This window comes from Pseudomonas sp. PDM21 (assembly GCF_014852505.2).
GTDB lineage: Bacteria > Pseudomonadota > Gammaproteobacteria > Pseudomonadales > Pseudomonadaceae > Pseudomonas.
Genome location: NZ_CM181223.1, coordinates 3,032,488 through 3,052,966, shown reverse-complemented (window position 1 = coordinate 3,052,966; position 20,479 = coordinate 3,032,488). Strand labels below are relative to the sequence as shown.

General features: G+C 66.9%; 11 protein-coding genes. 7 read left to right on the top strand and 4 right to left on the bottom strand.

The genetic code is table 11. The features are described from left to right. Window positions 1-115: 115 nt before the first annotated feature. Window positions 116-652: an RNA polymerase factor sigma-70 gene (locus tag IB275_RS14180; RefSeq protein ID WP_081516992.1), complete on the top strand. Its 537-nt coding sequence runs from the start codon at window positions 116-118 to the stop codon at window positions 650-652. A gap of 3 nt (window positions 653-655) precedes the next feature. On the opposite strand, the gene IB275_RS14175 is transcribed toward IB275_RS14180, so the two are convergent. Then, a complete protein-coding gene (locus IB275_RS14175) occupies window positions 656-1,453 on the bottom strand; it encodes an AraC family transcriptional regulator (protein ID WP_192295658.1) in 798 nt (265 codons plus the stop codon). A gap of 267 nt (window positions 1,454-1,720) precedes the next feature. On the opposite strand from IB275_RS14175, the gene IB275_RS14170 reads away from it, so the two are divergent. Continuing rightward, the gene (locus tag IB275_RS14170) at window positions 1,721-2,614 is read left to right on the top strand and encodes a DMT family transporter (RefSeq protein WP_192295657.1); all 894 of its coding nucleotides are present in this window, start codon (window positions 1,721-1,723) and stop codon (window positions 2,612-2,614) included. A 91-nt stretch (window positions 2,615-2,705) separates the two neighbouring features. Here IB275_RS14170 and IB275_RS14165 read toward each other — a convergent pair whose 3' ends face one another. After that, entirely contained in the window at window positions 2,706-3,755 is a 1,050-nt protein-coding gene (locus IB275_RS14165; RefSeq protein WP_192319090.1) for an NAD(P)H-dependent flavin oxidoreductase, read from the bottom strand. A gap of 105 nt (window positions 3,756-3,860) precedes the next feature. Here IB275_RS14165 and IB275_RS14160 point away from each other — a divergent pair, with 105 nt between their 5' ends. Together IB275_RS14160 and IB275_RS14155 are read left to right on the top strand one after the other, a co-directional pair. Continuing rightward, window positions 3,861-4,733, top strand: coding sequence for a LysR family transcriptional regulator (locus IB275_RS14160; RefSeq protein ID WP_192295655.1), 873 nt, complete (start codon window positions 3,861-3,863; stop codon window positions 4,731-4,733). Continuing rightward, window positions 4,730-5,887 carry a YbfB/YjiJ family MFS transporter gene (locus IB275_RS14155; protein ID WP_192295654.1) on the top strand — a complete coding sequence of 386 codons (1,158 nt, stop codon included), beginning with the start codon at window positions 4,730-4,732 and terminating at the stop codon, window positions 5,885-5,887. The genes IB275_RS14160 and IB275_RS14155 overlap by 4 nt, the downstream gene beginning before the upstream one ends. Before the next feature lie 270 nt (window positions 5,888-6,157). On the opposite strand, the gene IB275_RS14150 is transcribed toward IB275_RS14155, so the two are convergent. Next, a complete protein-coding gene (locus tag IB275_RS14150; protein WP_081516986.1) occupies window positions 6,158-6,598 on the bottom strand; it encodes a carboxymuconolactone decarboxylase family protein in 441 nt (146 codons plus the stop codon). 149 nt (window positions 6,599-6,747) lie between these two features. Between IB275_RS14150 and pdxR the strand changes: the two genes are divergently transcribed. Together pdxR and IB275_RS14140 are read left to right on the top strand one after the other, a co-directional pair. Continuing rightward, entirely contained in the window at window positions 6,748-8,178 is a 1,431-nt protein-coding gene (gene pdxR, locus IB275_RS14145) for a MocR-like pyridoxine biosynthesis transcription factor PdxR (RefSeq protein ID WP_192295653.1), read from the top strand. Window positions 8,179-8,448: 270 nt separating this feature from the next. Continuing rightward, window positions 8,449-8,739, top strand: a complete 291-nt coding sequence (locus IB275_RS14140; RefSeq protein ID WP_192295652.1) for a putative quinol monooxygenase — start codon at window positions 8,449-8,451, stop codon at window positions 8,737-8,739. 1 nt (window position 8,740) lies between these two features. Here the strand turns inward: IB275_RS14140 and IB275_RS14135 are convergent, their stop codons facing one another. Beyond that, the gene (locus IB275_RS14135; RefSeq protein WP_192295651.1) at window positions 8,741-9,529 is read right to left on the bottom strand and encodes an SDR family NAD(P)-dependent oxidoreductase; all 789 of its coding nucleotides are present in this window, start codon (window positions 9,527-9,529) and stop codon (window positions 8,741-8,743) included. A gap of 378 nt (window positions 9,530-9,907) precedes the next feature. On the opposite strand from IB275_RS14135, the gene IB275_RS14130 reads away from it, so the two are divergent. Continuing rightward, window positions 9,908-20,476: a cadherin-like domain-containing protein gene (locus IB275_RS14130; RefSeq protein ID WP_192295650.1), complete on the top strand. Its 10,569-nt coding sequence runs from the start codon at window positions 9,908-9,910 to the stop codon at window positions 20,474-20,476. The last annotated feature ends 3 nt before the right edge of the window (window positions 20,477-20,479 follow it).

The following is a 20,479-nucleotide window of genomic DNA, read 5'->3' as shown; positions in this document are numbered from 1 at the left end:
AGAGCGATAGTCGGAGTCTCTCGAATAAATTGATAATAATTATCATTTGATCTAGATTGGCCGCCTCAACCCATGTGGACGTCCCCGCCTCCGCCGCCGCATAGGAAACCCTTGCATGTCCAAGCCAATGCCCGCCGAGTCGCGCCCCGCTCTCCACGAGCTGTTCGCTACCCACCGGCAGACCTTCATCAATGCGGCCGCACGCATCCTCGGCTGCCGCAGCCATGCCGAAGACGTGGTCCATGATGCGTACATCAAGCTCAATGCGAGCGACCTCACTCCCGGCATCCAGTCGCAGAGCGGCTATCTGATGCGCGTGGTGCGCAACCTGGCCATCGACCTCTATCGCCGCCAGGCGCTGGAGAAGCGCTACTCGGGTAGCGAGGAAGAAGGCATGCACATCGCGACGCCGTCCGCGTCACCGGAGATCGAGCACGAGGACCGGCAGACCCTGGAGGCCATCTCCAGCGCCCTGCAGACGCTGCCCGAGCGCACGCGCTACGCCTTCGAGATGTATCGCCTGCACGGCCGCACGCAGAAGGAAATCGCCGAGGAACTGGGCGTCTCCCCGACCCTGGTGAACTTCATGGTGCGCGATGCGCTGATCCATTGCCGCAAGACCCTGAAGGGCCTGGAGGACGGCAAGCCGTAAGCCTCAGCCTTCCGCCAGGGCGCGGAAGGTCGAGCGATACTGCTCCGGCGTGGTGCCCGACAGCCGCCGGAACATCGCGATGAACGCCGAAGGGCTGCTGTAGCCCAGGTTAAAGGCGATCTGCTGTACCCCTCCCCCCGATGCCAGTGCCTCGATGGCGGCGAGAAACCGCAGGCGCTGACGCCATTCGCCGAACGACATCCCCAACTCCCGCTGACAGGCCCGCGCCAGGGTGCGCTCGGTGCTGTGCACGCGCTCGGCCCATTGCGCGAGGGTGCGGTTGTCGCCGGGCTCGGCCTGCAGCGCGGCCAGCACTTCGCCGAGCGCACCGCCACTGGCGTACGGCAGGTAGTCGTCGTGGGGCTGCGCGGCCTGCAGCTGGTCGATCACCACTTCGGCCAGGCGCTGATCGGCGGCGCTCTGCGGGATGTTCACCTGGCGTGCGGCGAAGTCGGAGAGGATCGCCTTGAGGATGTCGCTGATGGCCAGGGTGCAGGGCCCCTGCGGTAGCTTGCGCGCCAGTTCGGCGGACACGTAGAGCGAGCGGTAGACGATGGCCTGGCGGTTGTAGCAGCTGTGTTCGAGTCCCGGCGGTACCCACACGGCGTATTGCGGCGGCGAGAGGAAGCGCTGGCCGTCCACTTCCAGCTCCATCACCCCGTGGGACGCGTAGTTGAGCTGGCCCCAGGCGTGACGATGGCTGGGGGAATGGGTTCCAGCGTCGAACTCGTCGTAGCGGAAGTACAGATCGGCGGGCAGCTGGTCGATGTCGGGAAGCGGGAGCGGCAGTACGCGGGTCATGTCCGAATGCCGGGGTAGATTGTCCGGTTTTCATTATACGTCTGGTTTCGGACGAGGCGAGAATGGGTGCCATCTATGGAGCCCCTCTCCCCAGCCCTCTCCCTGAAGGGAGAGGGAGCCGTTTGGCGCTCAGCGCAATAGCAGAGTCAGCCGGCTAACACTGGACTTTCCGGCAACTCTAGACAGTCCCCTCTCCCTTCAGGGAGAGGGTTAGGGAGAGGGAAACAGCCCCACTCCGAAGCCAAACCTGAGACCTGCAAGAATCCCATGAACTACCTGTTCCCCCTGCTGGCCGTGGTCATCTGGTCCGGCAATACCGTCGTCAACAAGCTCGCCGTGGGGCAGATCGCCCCGGCGGAGATCGGCTTCTACCGCTGGGTGCTGGCCGGCGCTCTGCTGACGCCCTTCCTGCTGCGTGCCACCCTCGCCCACTGGCCGGTGATCCGCGCCAACCTGGGCAAGCTCGTCACCCTAGGCCTGCTCGGCATGGCCGTCTACCAGTGCCTGGCCTACTACGCCGCCGCGCTCACCTCGGCGACCAACATGGGTATCATCCTCTCGCTGATGCCGCTGATGTCCCTCGCACTGGCATCAGTACTGCTGCGCCACAAGTTGAGCCTCGCCGCGCTGCTGGGCGCGCTGGTCTCACTGGGCGGCGTGCTGCTGGTGATCACCCAGGGCAACCCGCAGCAACTGATCAGCCACGGCGTGAACCTGGGTGACGGCATGATGATCGTCGCCACCCTCGCCTACGGCGTGTATGGCGTGCTGCTGAAGAAGTGGAACCTGCCCCTGCCGCCGCTGCTGATGCTGTACCTGCAGGTGCTGGTGGCGATCGTCGCGCTGGCGCCGCTGTACCTGGCCTCGCCGCACCATGGCCTGAACGCCGGCAACCTGCCGCTGGTGCTGTATGCGGGCCTGCTGGCCTCCATCGTCGGCGCGCTGGCGTGGATGCAGGGCGTGCAGCGCATGGGGCCGAGCCGCATGTCGCTGTTCTTCAACCTGCTGCCGGTGCTGACCGCCGCCATCGCCGCCGTGGTGCTGGGCGAACAGCTGACCAGCTACCACCTGGTGGGCGGTGCGCTGACCCTCGCCGGCGTGCTGCTGGCCGAACTGTGGCGACCGCGGGAAAAGCCCGCCGCTGCTGTCAGCGCCCGTTGACCCGGGTGCTCTTGCAGGGCGCATAACGCGCCAGCGTTATCCGCCGTGAGTGGGCCGGCGGATAACCTGTTCCAGGTTACGCGCCCTACGCTCAACCGGCGTGGAACTCGGCCATCAGGGTCGAAACCAACTCCGCCGCCGACATCTCCCGCGACAGCGGTGCACCCTGCCCCGCCCATTGCACGGCGAAATCGCTGTTGCCCTTGGCGGTCGCCGCGGCGGTCAGCGCCTTGGCGGCGTCATAGGTGATCGGATAGTCCGGCAGCGCTGGCGCATCCGCACTGCCCAGGTCGGTGAACAGCCGGTTGACCATGCCCCGCGCGGCACGGCCGGAAATCGCCGCCGTCACCTCGGTACGCTCCCCACGCTCGCCGCGCAGCGCTGCCTTGAATGCAGCGTTGGCCGAGGATTCGTCGGTAGAGATGAAGGCGGTACCCATCTGCACCGCCTGCGCGCCCAGCTCGAACACTGCGCGCATGCCCTGCCCGTCCATGATCCCGCCCGCCGCGATCACCGGTAGGTCGGTGCCCTTCGCCAGCGTACGGACCAGTGCAAAGGTGCCAATGCGCGCGTCCTTCTCCGGCTCGAACACGCCCCGGTGGCCGCCGGCCTCATAGCCTTGCGCAACGATGGCGTCGATGCCCGCCGCCTCGATGGCACGACCTTCATCCAGACAGGTGGCGGTAGCCAGCAGGCGGATGCCGGCGGTTTTCAGGCGGTCGATCCAGTCCTGCGGCGGCAGGCCAAAGTGGAAACTGACCACGGCCGGGCGCGCCTCGATGAGGAATTCCAGCATCTCGGGGTCGGCCAGGAAGCTGCGGTAGATCTCGGTGATCTGCGCCGGCGGCTGCGCATCGAACTCGGCGAACAGCGGGCGCAGGTGTTCCAGCCACGCGGCCTCGCGGGCCGGGTCCGCCACGGCCGGGCGGTGGCAGAACAGATTGAGGTTGAGCGGCTTGTCGGTCAGCGCGCGGGTCTGCTCCAGCAGGGCACGGGCCTGCTTGGCATTGCTCGCGCCCAGGCCGATGGAGCCCAGCCCGCCGGCATTGGACACCGCCGCCGCCAGCGCTGGGGTGGACACGCCGACCATGGGCGCCTGGATGATGGGGTGCTGGATGCCGAGCAGTTCGGTGATGGGCATGACGGGGTCCTCGTGGTCGGCAGGGCCGACTGGCTGATTGGCACTTGACCAACAATCTCACAAAGAGAATATTAACGGCAACTTGTTCTCTACTGAAGATCAATCATGGATCTCTCCAGCCTGGAAATCTTCCGCTGCGTGGCCGAGGAACAGAGCGTCACCCGCGCCGCCGCCCGCCTGCAACGCGTGCAATCGAACGTCACCACGCGCATCCGCCAGCTCGAGGAAGACCTCGGCGCAGCGCTGTTCCTGCGCGACGGCAAGCGCATGACACTGACCGACCAGGGCCGCGAATTCCTCCGCTACGCCGAGCAATTGCTGGCCCTGGCCAGCGAGGCGCGGCAATCGCTGCACCCGCACAGCGCCACCGGCAGCCTGCGTCTGGGCAGCATGGAGGCCTCCGCCGCCAGCCGCCTGCCCGAGCCGCTGGCGCGCTTCCACCGCGCCTACCCCGAGGTGGAACTGCACATGACCACCGGCCACAGCCAGAAGCTGCTCGGCGAAGTGCTGAACCGCCAGCTGGATTGCGCCCTGATCGCCCACCCGGACATCCTTCGCGCCGAGCCGGGCTTCGAAGCGAAGCTGGAGCGGGGCCTGCGCGCCGAGCCGGTATTCCGCGAAGAACTGCTGCTGGTGCTGCCGGGCAACCATCCGCCGGTACACCGGCCAGAGGATGTGCAGATTCGCACCCTGGTCGGTTTCACCCGTGGCTGCACCTACCGTCAACTGGCGGAAGGCTGGCTGAAAGGCACGCCGTTGGCGGTGCAGGAGGTGGGCTCCTACCACGGCATCCTCGCCTGCGTGAACGCCGGCTCCTGCATCGGCGTGCTGCCGCGCTCGGTGCTGGAGCTGCAACGGGAAACGCCGGACCTGCAGGTGGTGCCGCTGATGGAAGTGGACACCCTGCTGATCTGGCGCGATGGCTACGCCACCGGCGCCTTCCAGCGCTGGCGGGAAACCCTGGAGGCACGCCCATGAGCCGCGCTCGCCGCCTACCCGCCGCGTTATCGGCGGCACTGATCCTGGCCGTCGGCATGGGCTTCGGTCGCTTCGCCTTCACCGGGCTGTACCCGTTGATGGTGCGCGACGGCGTGCTCAGCGTCACCGGCGGCTCCCTGGCTGCCTCGGCCAACTACGCCGGCTACCTGCTCGGCGCGCTGCTGCTGGCGCGCAGCCAAGAAAGGCATGCCGCGCGCATCTGCGTGATCGCGCTGGTCGGCACCTTGGCTACCCTCGTCGCCATGGCAGTTCCGGCACCGGCCTGGTTCGCCATCGGCGTGCGCCTGCTGGCCGGCGTGCTCAGCGCCATGGCGCTGGTCAGCGCCGCGCAGTGGCTGTTGCAGAGCATGGGCGAAAGCCATGGCGCACCGATGATGTTCGCTGGCGTGGGGATCGGCATCCTGGTCTCGGCGGAGCTGATCGCCGCTGGCAACGCCTTCGGCCTGGGCAGCGCGGCGATCTGGTGCGTGCTGGCGCTGGCCGGACTGGTACTGTCGCTGCTGGCCGCGCCTGCGCTCGGCCGGGAAGCGCCGGCCGGGCCGCATCAGGCAGTGAACGGAGCGGGGCCGGCTCCGGAGCTGTCCGCGCCGATCATCCTGCTGGTCTACGGGCTGGCCGGCTTCGGCTACATCATCACCGCCACCTACCTGCCGCTGCTGATGAAGAGTGGCCTGGGCGCCATCGACGCTTTGCAGGTCTGGGCCGCGTTCGGCCTCGGTGCTGCGCCATCGTGCTTTCTCTGGCATCGCCTGCACCTGAAGCTGGGCGGCCGGCGCGCATTGGCGCTCAACCTGCTGGTGCAGGCGGTAGGCGTGATGTTGCCGGCGTTGGGCGACTCCGCCGTCCTTTACCTGGGCAGCGCGGTGCTGGTGGGCGGCAGCTTCATGGGCACCGTGACCATCGCCATGCCGGCGGCCCGAGCTGTGGCCTCGCAAGTGCGCTTCAACATGCTCGCGGCGATGACGGCGCTGTATGGCGTCGGGCAGATCGTCGGGCCGCTGGCGGCCAGCGCCCTGCGTGGGCTGACCGGGAGCTTCATCCCGGCATTGGGAGCGGCAGCCAGTGCGTTGCTGGTTGGGGCGCTGTGCTGTTTGCCGCTGCGCCGGACTGAGGCGCTTGGCCGGTCGGTTTAAAGGCGTTCGTTGCTCCGGGGGAGATCGTGCGCGCGCTTCCCCCCTCACCCCAGCCCTCTCCCTCGGGGAGAGGGAGCTGTCCGTGCCGGCTGACGCTGAGGTTTCATCCTTCGCCGAACAGTCCCCTCTCCCTCTGGGAGAGGGCTAGGGTGAGGGCCGCCTGGAGCGTAGGAGTTCCAGCATGTAGGGCGCATAACCTGGAACAGGTTATCCGCCGGCCATCTCACGGCGGATAACGCTGACGCGTTATCCGCCCTACAACTGTACAGATCAGGCCGGCGGCTGCTGGCGGAAGGACACGCCCAGGCGGTTCCACACGTTGATCGCGCCGATGGCCACGGTGAGGTCCACCAGCTCCCGCTCGCTGAACTGCTCGCGGGCGAGCTGGAAGACCTCCAGCGGCACCTTGGATTCGGACAGCAGCGTCACGGACTCGCACCAGGCCAGCGCCGCCCGCTCACGCTCGGTGAAGAACGGCGACTCACGCCAGACGCTGACGGCGAACAGGCGTCGCTCGGTCTCGCCGTTGCGGCGCGCTTCCATGGCATGCATGTCGGCGCAGAATGCGCAGTTGTTCACCTGCGATACCCGCAGGCGCACCAGCTCCAGCAGCGGCTTCTCCAGCGACAGCTCGAAGATCGCGGCTTCCAGCGCCAGCACCGCCTTCAGCGCTTCCGGCGAGGCGGTGTAGTAATCCAGGCGTGGCTCCATGACGGCACTCCAGAAGTTGACCGTGCCATTGTGCGCCGAGGCGTGCCGGCCACAAGTGACCAATCCGCGGAATTTCGACCGCGCAACTTCACCGCGCCCCGCGCCGGCGCTACGCTTGCGCCACTGCCCAGAAGCTGCGGAGTTCGCCCTTGGAGCTGCACCTGATCATCCACGGCCAGAAGGATCTCGCCGGGCAACTCTATCGTCAGCTGCGCGAAGCCATCGACTCCGGCCGCCTCGCCGCCGGCACCCGCCTGCCGCCCAGCCGGCTGTTGGCCGAACAGTTGGGCATCTCGCGCAAGACCATCTCCGACACCTACGCCCAGCTCACCTACGAAGGCGTGCTGGTGGGCAAAATCGGTAGCGGCACCTTCGTCAACACCCATCTGCCGCGCCACGCCCGGCGCCAGGACGGCGTGCGCTTCGCCAGCCAGGACAACATCGAGCGCTGGGCCGATCTCGACACGCGCCTGCGCCACCCCGGCGCGGGCACGGCGAAGGCCGACTTCATCGGCGGCGCCACCACCCAGCTGCAGTTTCCCCAGGAGGAATGGCGGCGCTGCGTGAACCATGCCTTGCGCCAGATGACCGGCCTGCGCGGGCACTACAGCTCGCCCGAAGGCATCGCCCCGTTGCGCGACGGCATCGCCCGGCACATCTCCTATGCCCGTGGAGTGAACTGCCAGCTGGACGACGTGATGGTCTGCAACGGCGCGCAGCAGGCACTGGACCTGCTCGCCCGCGTCATGCTCCGCCCCGGTGATAAGGTCGCCATGGAAGACCCCGGCTACACCCCGGCGCGGCTGATCTTCCAGACCCTCGGCGCCGAGGTGGCCAGCGTGCAGGTGGACGCCGAGGGCATCCGCGTCGACCTGATCCCCGACGGTACGCGGATGATCTACACCACGCCCTCGCACCAGTTCCCGCTGGGCATGCCGATGAGCCCGGCACGCCGCGAGGCCTTGCTCGCGCGGGCGCTGGAACTGGGCGCGCTGGTGATCGAGGACGACTACGACAGCGAGTTCCGCTACGAAGGCCGGCCCACCGACGCGCTGCAAAGCCTCGATCGCCACGGCGTGGTGGCCTATATCGGTACCTTCTCCAAGGTGCTGCTGCCGGAGTTGCGCCTGGGCTACCTGATCCCGCCGTCCAGCCTGTTCACGGCGCTGGTGCGGGCACGGCAGATTTCCGACTGGCACAGCTCGACGCTGCCGCAGTGGGCGCTGGCCAAGTTCATCAGCGAGGGCTACCTGCTCAAGCACATCCGCCGCTGCCACGGCATCTACGCCGGACGCCGCGAGCGCATCCTGACGCGGCTGGCGGGCGACCTGTCGCCCTGGCTGGAAGCAGTGCCCTCGGTGGCCGGCTTCCACCTCACCGCCTTGCTGCGCCAGCCGGTCAACGTGGCACTGCTCTGCGAACTGGCGCGCAAGGTCGAGGTCGGCCTCTACGGGCTGGCGCCCTTCCACCATCAGGCGCCGGTGCGCGAAGGCCTGCTGCTGGGCTTCGGCGCCATCGACACGCTGGACATCGACCCGGCGCTGGACAAGGTGCGCGACCTGTTGCAGCAGTTGGCCTGAGCCTCATTCCCCCTGTAGGAGCGCGCTGCGCTCCCCGTCGACTCCGACGAACAGACAGCGATACCCATCGATTCCATGCCAGGGGCAGCGACGGCCGATCAGCAATAGCCATCCGAGAACGATTGGCCCGGCGGTTTTCCCTGGAATTGGCAGTTCAGCCGGGGGCGGCGCGGCCGTAACCTCCCAGCATCGGTTTTGAAAGCCGGTTCCGGCCTTTACCGGCCCCCGGCGTCAGCGCCCAATGGCCACCCAGCACGAAGGAGCCTCGCCATGTCCCCGTCCGCCATTGCCATCGTTCGCGTCCAGGCATTCCCCGGCCAGGCTGCCGCGCTGAGCGAGCATCTCACTCAATTGGTCACCCAGGTCCGCCAGCAACCCGGCTGTCAGGGCAGCGAGTTGCAGGAGCTGGCCGCCGATCGCTGGCAGGTGCTCACCCGCTGGGCCAGCCAGGCCGAGCTGGAGGCGCACCTGGCCGGCCCGAAAGCGCAGCAGTGGCTCGGCCAGCTCGGCTGTGGCGACCTGGCGCTGGGGCTGGAGTTCGAAAGCCGCAGCGCTGACTGACTCAGAACGCCGTGCGCACCAGCCCGCCATCCACCCGCAGCGCTGCGCCGTTGGTGGCCGAAGACAGCTCCGAGCAGACATAAAGCACCAGGTTGGCGATCTCCTCGGGGCGGGCGAAGCGCTGCAGCAGCGAGCCTGGCCGCGCGGTGCGGAAGAACTCCGCCTCGAATTGCTCGAACGGCTGCCCACCGGAAAGCTTGTCGACGAAATCACCCACGCCCTCGGACGCGGTAGGCCCCGGCAGCACGGCGTTCACCGTCACCCCGGTGCCCGCGCAGTATTCGGCCAGCCCGCGGGACAGGCCGAGCTGGGCGGTCTTGGTGACGCCGTAATGAATCATCTCCAGGGGAATCTGGATGCCGCTCTCGCTACTGATGAACACCACCCGCCCCCAGTTCTTCTGCTTCATGCCCGGCAGGTAGGCACGGGACAGGCGCACACCGGACAGCAGGTTGACGTCGAGGAAGCGCAGCCACTCCTCGTCGGCAATTTCCTCGAAGGGCTTGGGATCGAAAATACCCAGGTTGTTCACCAGCACATCCACCGCCGGGTAGCGCTTCACCAGCGCGGCAATCTGCTGCGGGTCAGAGAGGTCACCGGCGAAACCCTCGACCTTCGCATCGGCCTGCCCGTCGCGGATGCGTGCCAACGCATCATCAACCGACGCCTGGCTGCGACCATTGAGGATTACCCGCGCCCCTTCGCGGGCCAGGCCCTGGGCGATGGCGAAACCGATGCCCTTGGTCGAACCGCTGACCAGGGCGAGCTTGTCGGACAGATGCAGGTTCATGGCGAGTCTCCAGTAGACGGAACACGAGGACACCGGCGCGGGCCGGAGTGGGAATGGACGACTCAGCATAGGCGGCGCTTTCTCACCGGTGCCAGCCAGCCCGTCAGACGCTGGAAGACCCCGACTGGCTCCTCGGACAGCTTCCTGCACCGTCATCCGCTCTACGTCAGGCGTCTGCCGCGGAGCCGCGGTTCCCAAGGCCTGCAGCCGACGTCTTTGTAGGAAGGCTGTTACATTTCTGAGACAAAAAGCGCTTCTATTTGTCGCTTATGTATCTGTTCTGCTGGCGAAAATTCCAATCGCGACTAGCGTCAATTCCGTAAGCAGATATGCGTAGGACTGCTTTTCTCTGGGGATTTACCAGCCGGAATTAGGGAAATGCAGGCCAAATATCGCTCGAAGCTCTTCCAGCCAGTTGCCCACGCCCTGGCGCTGGAACAACGCATCCTGTTCGACGGCGCAGCCGCTGCGGCCGTCGATCAACAGCATCACGACAGCACCGCCGCCGAGGCGAAGGACACGGCCAAGCCGGCCACTGCCGTCGAGGCTCGCGCCCAGGCAGCCGCCCCCGCACAGGCGGCGCCGCGCAACCTGGTGGTGATCGATGCCCGCCTGGAAAACCGCGACCAGCTCGCCGCCAACCTGCCGGTGGGCACCACCGCACTGGTGGTGGACGCGGGCCAGGACGCCATCGCGGCCATCAGCAACGCGCTGACGCAACTGGGCAAGGTCGACTCGATCCAGATCTTCTCCCACGGCGCCACCGGCCAGTTCACCCTGGGCAACCAGACCTTCACCAGCCAGAGCGTCGACCAGCTCGGCGATCGCCTGAGCGCCTGGCGCGGCGAGCTCAATACCGGTGCGGACATCCAGCTCTACGGCTGCGACGTCGGCGCAGGCAGCGCCGGTCAGGCGCTGGTCAACGAACTGGCACGCTGGACCGGCGCGGACGTCGGCGCCTCCAGCAATGCCACCGGCTCCACCAGCGCCGGTGGCGACTGGAACCTGGAAGTGCGCACGGGCGACGTGGACAAGTCCATCGCCCTGAGCGCCGACACCCTGGTGAGCTTCCAGGGCCTGCTGGCCGACGCCAGCCCCACCGTGGCCATGGGCAGCGGCGGCGCGGCGGTGCGCCTGGGCGATACCTTCACCTTCGACGTCAACTTCAGCAACCCATCCACCCAGGTCGGCTTCGCGCCCTACATCGACCTGTTCATGCCGGCCACCGGCCGCGACGGCAATGACGGCGCCACTTTCGTTTCCGCCACCTACCTGGGCCAGGCGGTGACCAGCTATGTGATCACCTTCGACGCCAACGGCAATGCCACCCACCCGCTGGCCAAGGACGCCAACGGCAATGCCCTGGTGATCAACGCTGCCAGCGTCGGCATGAAGGCCGGCGACCAGATGGTGGTGCTGCAGCTGCCCTACGCCAGCGTCACCAGCGGCCAGCCGGCCATCGGCATCCAGGTCACCGCGCAGCTGAGCAACCTGGCCGACACCAGCTATTCCGACGGGGCGCCCAATCTCACCATCAATGCCCGCGGTGGCTTCGAGTACGGCAACGATTCACTGAACAACCCGGCGCAGGACCCAACCCTGGTGGAAGCGGCGCTGCACAGTTTCGTGGTCACCCCGACGCTGCTGTCGGTGACCCAGACGGTGAACATGCCCGAGGGCGAGACGGTCACCGGGCCGAACTTCACCCGCACCGAAACGGTGACAGTGACCCCGGCCCCCGGCCAGACCCTGACCAACGTGACGGTTACCCAGACGGTGCCCGACCAGGTTCACGTCAGCTCCATCACCCCTGGCGCCGGCGGCACCCTGACCTCGATCACCCTGCACGACGGCACTGTACTGACCAACCCGACGCTGATCGCCGCGGCACTCAACAACCCCAATGCCTTCGTCGCCAGCTACACCATTCACTACGACACCCTGAGCGCGGCCAGCACCACCACGGTCGGCTTCTACGTACCGGAGATCGACGCGGCCGGGCGGCCGGTGCTCGACCCTGCCACGGGCAACCCGCGCACCATCACCTTCGGCACCGCCACGGTGAATGGCGACTGGAACCCGCTGGACCCGCGCGACCGCCCCACCGACCCGGACGGTTATCCCTTCACCGTGACCGGCGACGGCGCAGGTATCACCTTCGTCGCCAAATCGATCACCCTGCTCAAAACGGTGAACCTGCAGACCGACGTCGGCACCCCCGGCATTACCCCCGGCGACACCCTGCGCTACACCATGGATGTGGCCATCTCCGACTTCTATGCCTTCGGCAAGAACATCCTCGGCCAGGGCACCTTCACCGTCACCGACCAGCTCAGCGACGGCCAGACCTTCTCCGCCGCCAATGCGCCGAGCATCGTCATCCAGCAACACGGCGCGTCGCAGGTCATCCCGGTGATCTACACCGCCACGGTGAACGCCGACGGCAGCACCACGCTGGTCTTCGACATCGGCGCGTCCATCGCTGCCGCCGTCCAGGGGCCCGGCCTCTATGCGCTGTTCGGCGACCTCTGGGATGACGATGTGCAGGAAGGTGCCACGCGGATGTCCATCGTCTACGACGCGACCATCGACACCACCTATACCTCCGACCACCCGCCCCATGACCAGCTCAACGAGGGCGACAGCGTCAGCAACAACGCAACGGTGGATGCCACTGTGCTGCGCGACTCGCTGAACATCGGCGGCGAGCAGACTGACGGCTCCGGCACCACCAGCACCATCGACACCTCCAACATCGATATCACCCTGACCCAGGTGAACGGCGGCAACCCGCCTGCCAACGGCGAGCTGCGTCCCGGCGACGTGGTCACCTTCACCATTACCTACGACCTGCTGGTGGCGGACTACGAGAACTTCAAGCTCACCGCCTACCTGCCGCTGCCGCTGCTCAACGCGGCGGGCATTAACTGGAGCATCGGCAACGGTGTCGGCCAGTGGAGCTTCGGCGCCGGCAACAGCATCCTCGACGTGCCCGACAGCGTCACCACCGGGGCCGGCAACTCGATCATCTTCGACTTCGGCAACTATGTTTCCGGCGGCCTCAACGGCGGCACCGTGCAGGTGCGCTTCACCATGGTGGTCGGCGACCAGCCCTACGCCGACCAGCGCGAACTCGACGTGCTGGCACAGTCCAGCCAGACCACCACCATCGACAAGACGCCGCTGATTTCCTCGGATGTCGCGGTCATCGAATCGGTCGCCGAACCGGTGCTGGACATCAAGCACGGCGTGGTTTCCACCACCAACGGCACGGTCACCGGCACCACCGGCACCTGGGCCCAGCCGGGCACCACCGGCACGCCCTTCAGCGGCAGCGTGACCAGCCTGGCGGCAGTGGATGGCAACGTCAGCGGCATCGACGGCGCCGACACCCTGCGCCTGGCCACGGCGATCAAGAACAGCGGCGGCGGCAACGCCTTCGACGTGTCCACCAGCATCACCCTTCCGGCAGGCCTGGCCTTCGTCGGCGGCAGCCTGTCCACCGCCAACCTGCAGATCCATCGCGGCGACGGCAGCCTGCTGGTGCAGGGCGTCGACTACAGCATCAGCGGCAACAGCATCACCTTCCTCGACCCCAACAACCAGGGCACCCTGCTCGCCGGCCGCGCCGGCACGGCCAACGACCTCTCCGGCGCCAACGTCGTGGTGATCACCTACGACGTCACGGTGAGCAACGCCATCCTCGCCTCCAGCACCCTGCAAAGCAGCGCGGCGCTGACCCACTACGCCAGCGTTGAGGGCGGGCAGGACTTCACTCCGGTGGACATCGTCGAAGTCGCCAACCAGCAGGTGGCCGCGCCGACCATCACCAAGACCTACCAGAACGGCAGCCTCACCGACGACGACTCCAGCGCCGGCCACACCAGCGGCAGCAACCTGGTGATCGGCGAGAAGATGACCTACGACATCGTCGTCACCCTGCCCGAAGGTAGCACCGCCAACCTGCGTCTTTCCGACCTGATTCCGCCGGGCCTGCGCCTGGACCTCACGGCCTTCGGCGGGGCGGGCTACCAGATCATCTACAACGCCGCGAACAACGGCATCGATCCGTTCAGCGGCGCGCTCACCCAGGCCTTCGCCGGCTCTGTCAACGTCCTCACCTTCAGCGGCGACGGCAGCGATGGCGGCGACCTGAACCTGCTGTTCAGTGCCGCCGGCTCCACGGCGGACAACAACATCGGTAACAACGCCTTCGTCATCCGCCTGGTGCTGGTGGCGAGCAACGTGCAGGGCAACCAGCAGGGCGTCACCCTGAACAACGGCGCGCAGCTGACCTACAGCGACCCCGACGGCGATACCCCCAACGGCGCCACGGCGGTGGACCGCACCGTCGCCAGCCCGCAGCAACCTTCGGTGACCATCGTCGAGCCGACCCTGACGGTGAGCCAGCAGGTCACGGCCACCCCCACCTACGGCGGCTTCGACGAAGGCGACACGGTCACCTACACCATCACCATCAGCAACACTTCCGGCACCAATGCCTTCGATCTCAGCCTGCTGAACATACTGCCCACGCAGATGGACAACATCGTGATCACCGGCAAGGTCTACAACGGCGCCACCAACAACGGCGGCGTGGACTTCATCATCCAGAACGGCCAACTGGTCACCGCCAGCGGCGCCAACATCGATATCGCCAATGGCGGCAGCATCATCATTTCCCTCTCGGGCGTGGTGAACGACACGGCAGCCGGCCAGGCAGTCATCACGAACAACGTCGTGGTGCGCTGGACCAGCCTGGATGGCCTGAGCAACGCCACCGACACCGGCGCGGGCGAGCGCGGCGGCGACGACGGACTGCTCAATTCCGGGGTGCTCAACGACTACCGGCAGATCAACACACTGCTGATTCCCGTCACCAATGGCATCCAGGTCTCCCGTGTCGGCGGCCTCGACGCCACGCCGCCGGCGACCAACTCCTCCGGCGCTACCGATACCGCCGGCCTGGAAGAAACCGTGGTGGTCGGCGAGATCGTCCGCTACCGCGTGGCGATCGTGGTGCCCACCGGCGTAAACCCCAATTACCAGATCCGCATCGAGTTGGCTCCCGGGCTGGAGTTCATCCCCGCCGACCTCAACAACATCCTTATCGCCCTGGGTTCCAGCGCCATTGGCGGCCTCACTACCGACGCCACCGACCTGATCAGCGGCGGCACCCTTGGCATGGTCGGCAACCAGAACAGTGACGTATCGCTGCCGATCCATCCCGACCTGTCCGGCGACAAGCCCACCGGCATCTTCAACATCAACAGCGGGCGCCTGCAGATTTCCCCTGATGGTCGGACCATCACCTTCAACCTGGGCAACCTGACCAACAACGAGATCAACGACGGCGATATCGAAGGGGTGATCCTGGAGTTCAACGTGCGCGTCGCCAACATCGCCTCAAACATTAGCGGTGCGCAGCTGAGCATGAATGTGTTCGAACACGTCGGCACCGGCGGCGGGGTCGACCGCGGCCACAGCGCCACGATCTTCGAGCACGTGGTGGAACCCAGCTTCACCGGCATGGACAAGTCGGTCATCGACATCGCCACCGGCAGCGTCGCCGGCACGACCCAGGCGACGGTCTCGGTCAGCTTCACCCAGAACGGCGAAGTACCGGCCTACAACATCGTGCTGCGTGACCAGTTCCCCAACGGCAGCGACTACGCGATCCAGAGCATCGTCATCAACGGCACCAGCTACACCACCGGCAACCTGCCGGCAGGCGTCACCGCCAGCGTGGTGGGCGGCCAGGTGGTGCTCAACTTCGACCAGCTGAACGTCAACGACAAGGTACAGGTGATCTACAGCGTCACCCTGCCCAACACCATCGTTCCCGACGACGTCACCAGCTCTGCGGTCCTGACCTGGACCAGCCTGCCCACCAGCTTCGAGAACGCCGGCTGGGGCGGCTCGCTGCCACTGACCGCCGGCGGCGCCGATGGCGAGCGCACTGGCCAGGACGGCGCGGGCGGGCTGAACAACTACATCCTCAGCGACGGTGCCGGCATGGGCGTGGTGAAAGGCACCCTGTGGGATGACACCAAGTCCGCCACCACCAGCACGACGCCCGACGGCCCTGGCCTGGGCGGCATCGACGTGACCCTGACCTGGGCCGGCGACGACGGCGTGTTCGGCAACGCCGACGACCGCACCTTCAGCACGGTGACCGCCGCCGACGGCACCTACCAGTTCGCCATCCTGCCCTCGGGGAATTACCTGGTGGCGGTGGCGCAGAACTTCGCCCAGGCGAGCAACAACCGTTTCCACGTGCGCGTCGACTCCGACAGCGGGACCTCCACCGTCGGCCTGGGCAACATCAACCTGAACCTGGCCGAAGGCGCCATCGGCATCGCCGATGCCGGCTACGTGCATATCAACGAAGCGCCGATCAACACCGTCGCCGACCAGCATGGCCAGGAAGATACCGTGCTGCACATCGTCGGCCTCGCCACCAGCGACGTAGACATCAACGCCGGCAATACCGCCGGCGTCATGACCGTCACCCTCAGCGTGGTCCACGGCGTGCTCTGGCAGACCGGAACGGCACCAGGGCCGAACGACGCCCCGCCTGCCAGCGCCGGTCGCACCCTGGTGCTCACCGGCACCCTGCAGCAGATCAACGTGTTGCTCAGCCAGATCTATTACAAGGGCGACCAGGACTTCAACACCGCCCGCAATGCCGAAACCCTCACCATGGTCACCAACGACCAGGGTAATTTCGGTGACGCGGACGGCGACGGCATCCCCGGCGAGAACCCCGACGACGCCCTGAAAGACACCGACACCCTGAACATCGTCATCGACCCGGTGAACGACGCGCCCATCGCCCGTCCCGACATTGCGATCGCCATCGAAGCCGGCGGTTCGAACAACGCCACGGTCGGCGTCGACCCCACGGGCAACGTGCTGGATAACGATACCGACGTGGACATCGCCACCAACGGCGACATCCTCAAGGTCACCCGCCTGGAGAACTCCACCGGCGGCTTCGTGGTGGTGCCCGCTGCTGGCGTCGTCAGCCTCGCCGGCCGCTACGGCACGCTCTACATCACCGCGACCGGTGGCTTCCAGTACGTGGTCGATAACAGCAATGCCGAAGTCCAGGCGCTGCGCACCGCGGGCGACGTGCTGCGCGAGTCGTTCGGCTACTTCATCACCGACACCGGCGGCCTTTCCAGCTCCACCTCCCTGACCATCGACATCCACGGCGCCAACGATACCCCCGTGGCGCAGAACGACACCGGCGCCGCCATCGAGGCCGGCGGGACCAATAACGGCACCGCCGGCAGCGATGCCACCGGCAACGTGCTGACCAACGACAGCGATGTGGACGCCACGGTCTATGGCGAGACCAAGGCCGTCAGCCTGGTGCGCTTCGACGGCACCGGCGGTGGCGCTATCCTGCCGGTCGCCCCCGGCTCACCGACCACCGTTGCGGGCCTCTACGGCAGCCTGACGATCAACTCCGACGGCACCTATCGCTACGTGGTGGACAACAACAATCCCGTGGTCCAGGCGCGGTCCCCCAGCGACCCTCTCCTCTCCGAGCAGTTCACCTACCAGGTCACCGACAAGGGCGGCCTGAGCGCCATCGCCACCCTCACCATCACCATCCAGGGCGCCAACGACGCGCCGGTGGCAGTGGACGACCACGGCAGCGCCACGGCCGGCGCCAGCGACGGCAGCCCGGCACCGGTCAACGCCAGCGGCAACGTGATCACCGGTAACGCCGGGGTGGGCACTGACACTGACGTCGACAACGTCGACCGACCCAACGCCGACAAGCTCAAGGTCGACGGCGTGCGCTCCGGCCTGGAAAGCGCCGGCGGCACCCTGACCGGTGTCGTCAACGGCATCACCACCAACATCGCCGGCACGGTCGCCCGGCTGGCCAACGGCAGCATCATCAGCGGCAACTTCGGCCAGCTCAGCCTGAACGACAACGGCACCTACACCTTCGTGGTCAACAGTGCCGATCCGGCCATCCAGGCACTCACGGCGAACCAGAGCCTGGACGTCATCTTCACCTACCGCATCCACGACACCGGCGGGTTGACCGACCAGGCGCAGCTGGTGATCACCGTACGCGGGGTGAATGACCCGCCCGTCGTGCAACCCGTCGTGATCCACGCCACTGAGGCCGGCGGCCTGCTCAACAACGTCGCAGGCCTCGACCCGACCGGCAGTATCCGGGGCTCCTATGTCGATCCCGACGGCGATGTCCTGACCATCACCGCCGTGGTCAACCCCAACGGCGTCAGCGGCAACGTGGGGGCGGACCTGGCGGGCAACTACGGCGTACTGCTGCTCAACGCCGACGGCAGCTACCGTTTCGTGGTCAACAACCTCGACCCGGCGGTGCAGTCGCTGCGTACCTACAACGACACACTCAGCGAGGTCTTCACCTACAGCGTCAGCGACGGGAACGGCAAGACCGTCACCCGCACCTTCACTGTCATCATTCACGGGCAGAACGATACCCCCATCGCTGCCGACGACACGGGGGCCGCCATCGAAGCCGGCGGCACGCTGAACACCACGCCCGGCGCGCCCGCCACCGGCAACGTGCTGCCCAACGATCTGGATGTGGACGGCGCGGCTTACGGAGAAACCCATGTAGTCGACGCTGTGCGCACTGGCACCAAAGGCGCCGGCGGCACGCTGATCGACCTGACCGCCAGCGGCGGCGTGATCGCTGGGACCTACGGCACTCTGACCCTCAACGCCAACGGCACCTATACCTACACCGTCAACGACAGCCTGGCCGCCGTGCAGGCGCTGAAGAACGGCGACTCGCTGACCGAAGCCTTCACCTACCGCATGCATGACACCGCTGGCGCCACTTCCATCGCCCAGCTGACCATCACCATCGAAGGCCGCTACGACGCCCCGGTGGCCAACGACGACATCAACTACGCCGTAGCCAACCTCGATGGCAGCGGCGGGCGCAACCCCACCGGCAACGTGATCACCGGCCTGACCGGGATCTTCGCCGGTATCGGTGCCGACACCGATGTCGATGCCGGCGATCACATGCGCGTCACCACCATCGCGGTCGGCCCGGAGGGTGCGCAGGTGAGCACCGTGGCGGTGACACCCGGCAGCCCGCAGACCATCATCGGCGCCTTCGGCACCCTGGTGATCAACGCCGACGGCAGCTACCAGTACTTCGTCGACAACACCAACGCGGACATCATCGCCCTCGGCCCGCTGGCGTTCGCTCTGGAATCCTTCACCTACCAGGTCACCGACGATGGCGGCCTCAGCGACCAGGCCACACTGATCATCCTGGTCCGTGGCCAGAACCAGCCACCGGACACCGAGCCGGACTTCGGCACGGCGGTCGAAGACGGCGGCCTGCACAACAACGTGCCGGGCAGCAATCCATCGGGCAACGTGCTGGACAACGACACCGACCCGGACACCATTACAACCATCCCGCAGGATGTGATGCACGTCGTCTCGTACTGGGCCGGCGACCGCCCCGTTCCGCCCGACGCCAGCGTTCCCGGCCAAAGCCTGCGTGGCCAGTACGGCACCCTGACGCTCAACGACGACGGCAGCTGGAGCTACGAGCTGGACAACTCCCTGCCGGAGGTCGAAGCCTTGCGCGCCAGCGGCCAGACCCTGCAGGACAAGTTCACCTACCTGGGCGCGGACATCTGGGGCGGCGCCACCCCAGGCCTGCTGACCATCACCATCGACGGGCGCAACGACACGCCGATTGCCAGCGACGACAACGCGCTGGCTGTGGAGGCCGGCGGCGTCAACAACGGCACCCCCGGTGTCGACCCGCGCGGCAACGTGCTCGACAACGACACCGACGTCGACGGTGTGCAGTACGGCGAAACCAAGTCGGTCGTGGACTTCACCAACCAGAACGGCAACACGGTCAATGCCGGAAACGTGCTGCAAGGTCTCTACGGCAAGCTGGTCATCAATGCCGACGGCAGCTACGAGTACCGCGTCGACAACGACAACCCCGCCGTGCAGGCCATGCGCAGCGCCAACGAGAAGCTGCAGGAAGTCTTCACCTACCGCATGCGCGACACCGCCGGCGCTACCTCCGACGCGCGCCTGACCGTGGTCATCCAGGGTGCCAACGACAATCCGGTGGCGCGCGACGACAGCAACAGCGCCACCGACCAGACGCCGGCACCGCAGGCCAGCGGCAACGTGCTGCCCAACGACAGCGACGTGGATGGCGGCGACTCGCTGACCGTCACCGGCATCCGCACCGGCCAGGAAACCGGCAACGGCACTGCCGGTGTGATCGGCCAGCCGATTGCCGGGCGCTACGGCACGCTCGTTCTCAACGCCGACGGCAGCTACACCTACACCATCGACCTGACCAACCGCGAAGTGCTGGCGGCGGCCGGACTCGGGCAGGTGCTCAAGGACTACTTCACCTACACCATCAGCGACCTGGCCGGCGCCACCGACGATGCCGTGCTGACCATCACCCTGGACATCGCCACGCCGTACATCCCGCCGGGCCCGCATTTCGACCGCTTCGGCGACGACGGCTACCCGCGTGACCGCCTCCCGGACGTAGACCCGGCGATCTTCGTGCAGCCGGTGGTCGAGCGCATCGATGATCGCCTGTCGCTGTCCAACTGGGGCGCCGACGGCAGCCACATCGACATCTTCGCCACGCCGGAAATCGAGAGCCCGTCGCTGGGCTCACAGCTGGGCCAGGTCAAGGGCCAGTTCGTCGCCCGCGCCGTGGCCGAAAGCCGCCGCGCGGCAACGCTGGACAAGAATTGGGTGGACGGCCGCCACGGCGTCATCAGCCTGAGCGCCGACGGGCTGTTGCCCGACCCGTCGCTGTGGGCGCCCTTCCCCGCCGACATGGTCGGCAAGGCTGACAAGGCGCAGAACACCCAGGGCTTCCGCGCGCAGCTGCGCGAGGCCGCCCAGCGCCGGAGTGGCCAATGAGGA

Excerpts from the sequence above, each read along its gene's own strand:
- IB275_RS14150 (WP_081516986.1), bottom strand. The coding sequence starts at position 6,598 with ATGGAGCCACGCCTGGATTACTACACCGCCTCGCCGGAAGCGCTGAAG.
- IB275_RS14165 (WP_192319090.1), bottom strand. The coding sequence starts at position 3,755 with ATGCCCATCACCGAACTGCTCGGCATCCAGCACCCCATCATCCAGGCG.
- IB275_RS14170 (WP_192295657.1), top strand. The coding sequence starts at position 1,721 with ATGAACTACCTGTTCCCCCTGCTGGCCGTGGTCATCTGGTCCGGCAAT.
- IB275_RS14155 (WP_192295654.1), top strand. The coding sequence starts at position 4,730 with ATGAGCCGCGCTCGCCGCCTACCCGCCGCGTTATCGGCGGCACTGATC.
- IB275_RS14180 (WP_081516992.1), top strand. The coding sequence starts at position 116 with ATGTCCAAGCCAATGCCCGCCGAGTCGCGCCCCGCTCTCCACGAGCTG.
- IB275_RS14135 (WP_192295651.1), bottom strand. The coding sequence starts at position 9,529 with ATGAACCTGCATCTGTCCGACAAGCTCGCCCTGGTCAGCGGTTCGACC.
- IB275_RS14160 (WP_192295655.1), top strand. The coding sequence starts at position 3,861 with ATGGATCTCTCCAGCCTGGAAATCTTCCGCTGCGTGGCCGAGGAACAG.
- IB275_RS14130 (WP_192295650.1), top strand. The coding sequence starts at position 9,908 with ATGCAGGCCAAATATCGCTCGAAGCTCTTCCAGCCAGTTGCCCACGCC.
- IB275_RS14140 (WP_192295652.1), top strand. The coding sequence starts at position 8,449 with ATGTCCCCGTCCGCCATTGCCATCGTTCGCGTCCAGGCATTCCCCGGC.
- IB275_RS14175 (WP_192295658.1), bottom strand. The coding sequence starts at position 1,453 with ATGACCCGCGTACTGCCGCTCCCGCTTCCCGACATCGACCAGCTGCCC.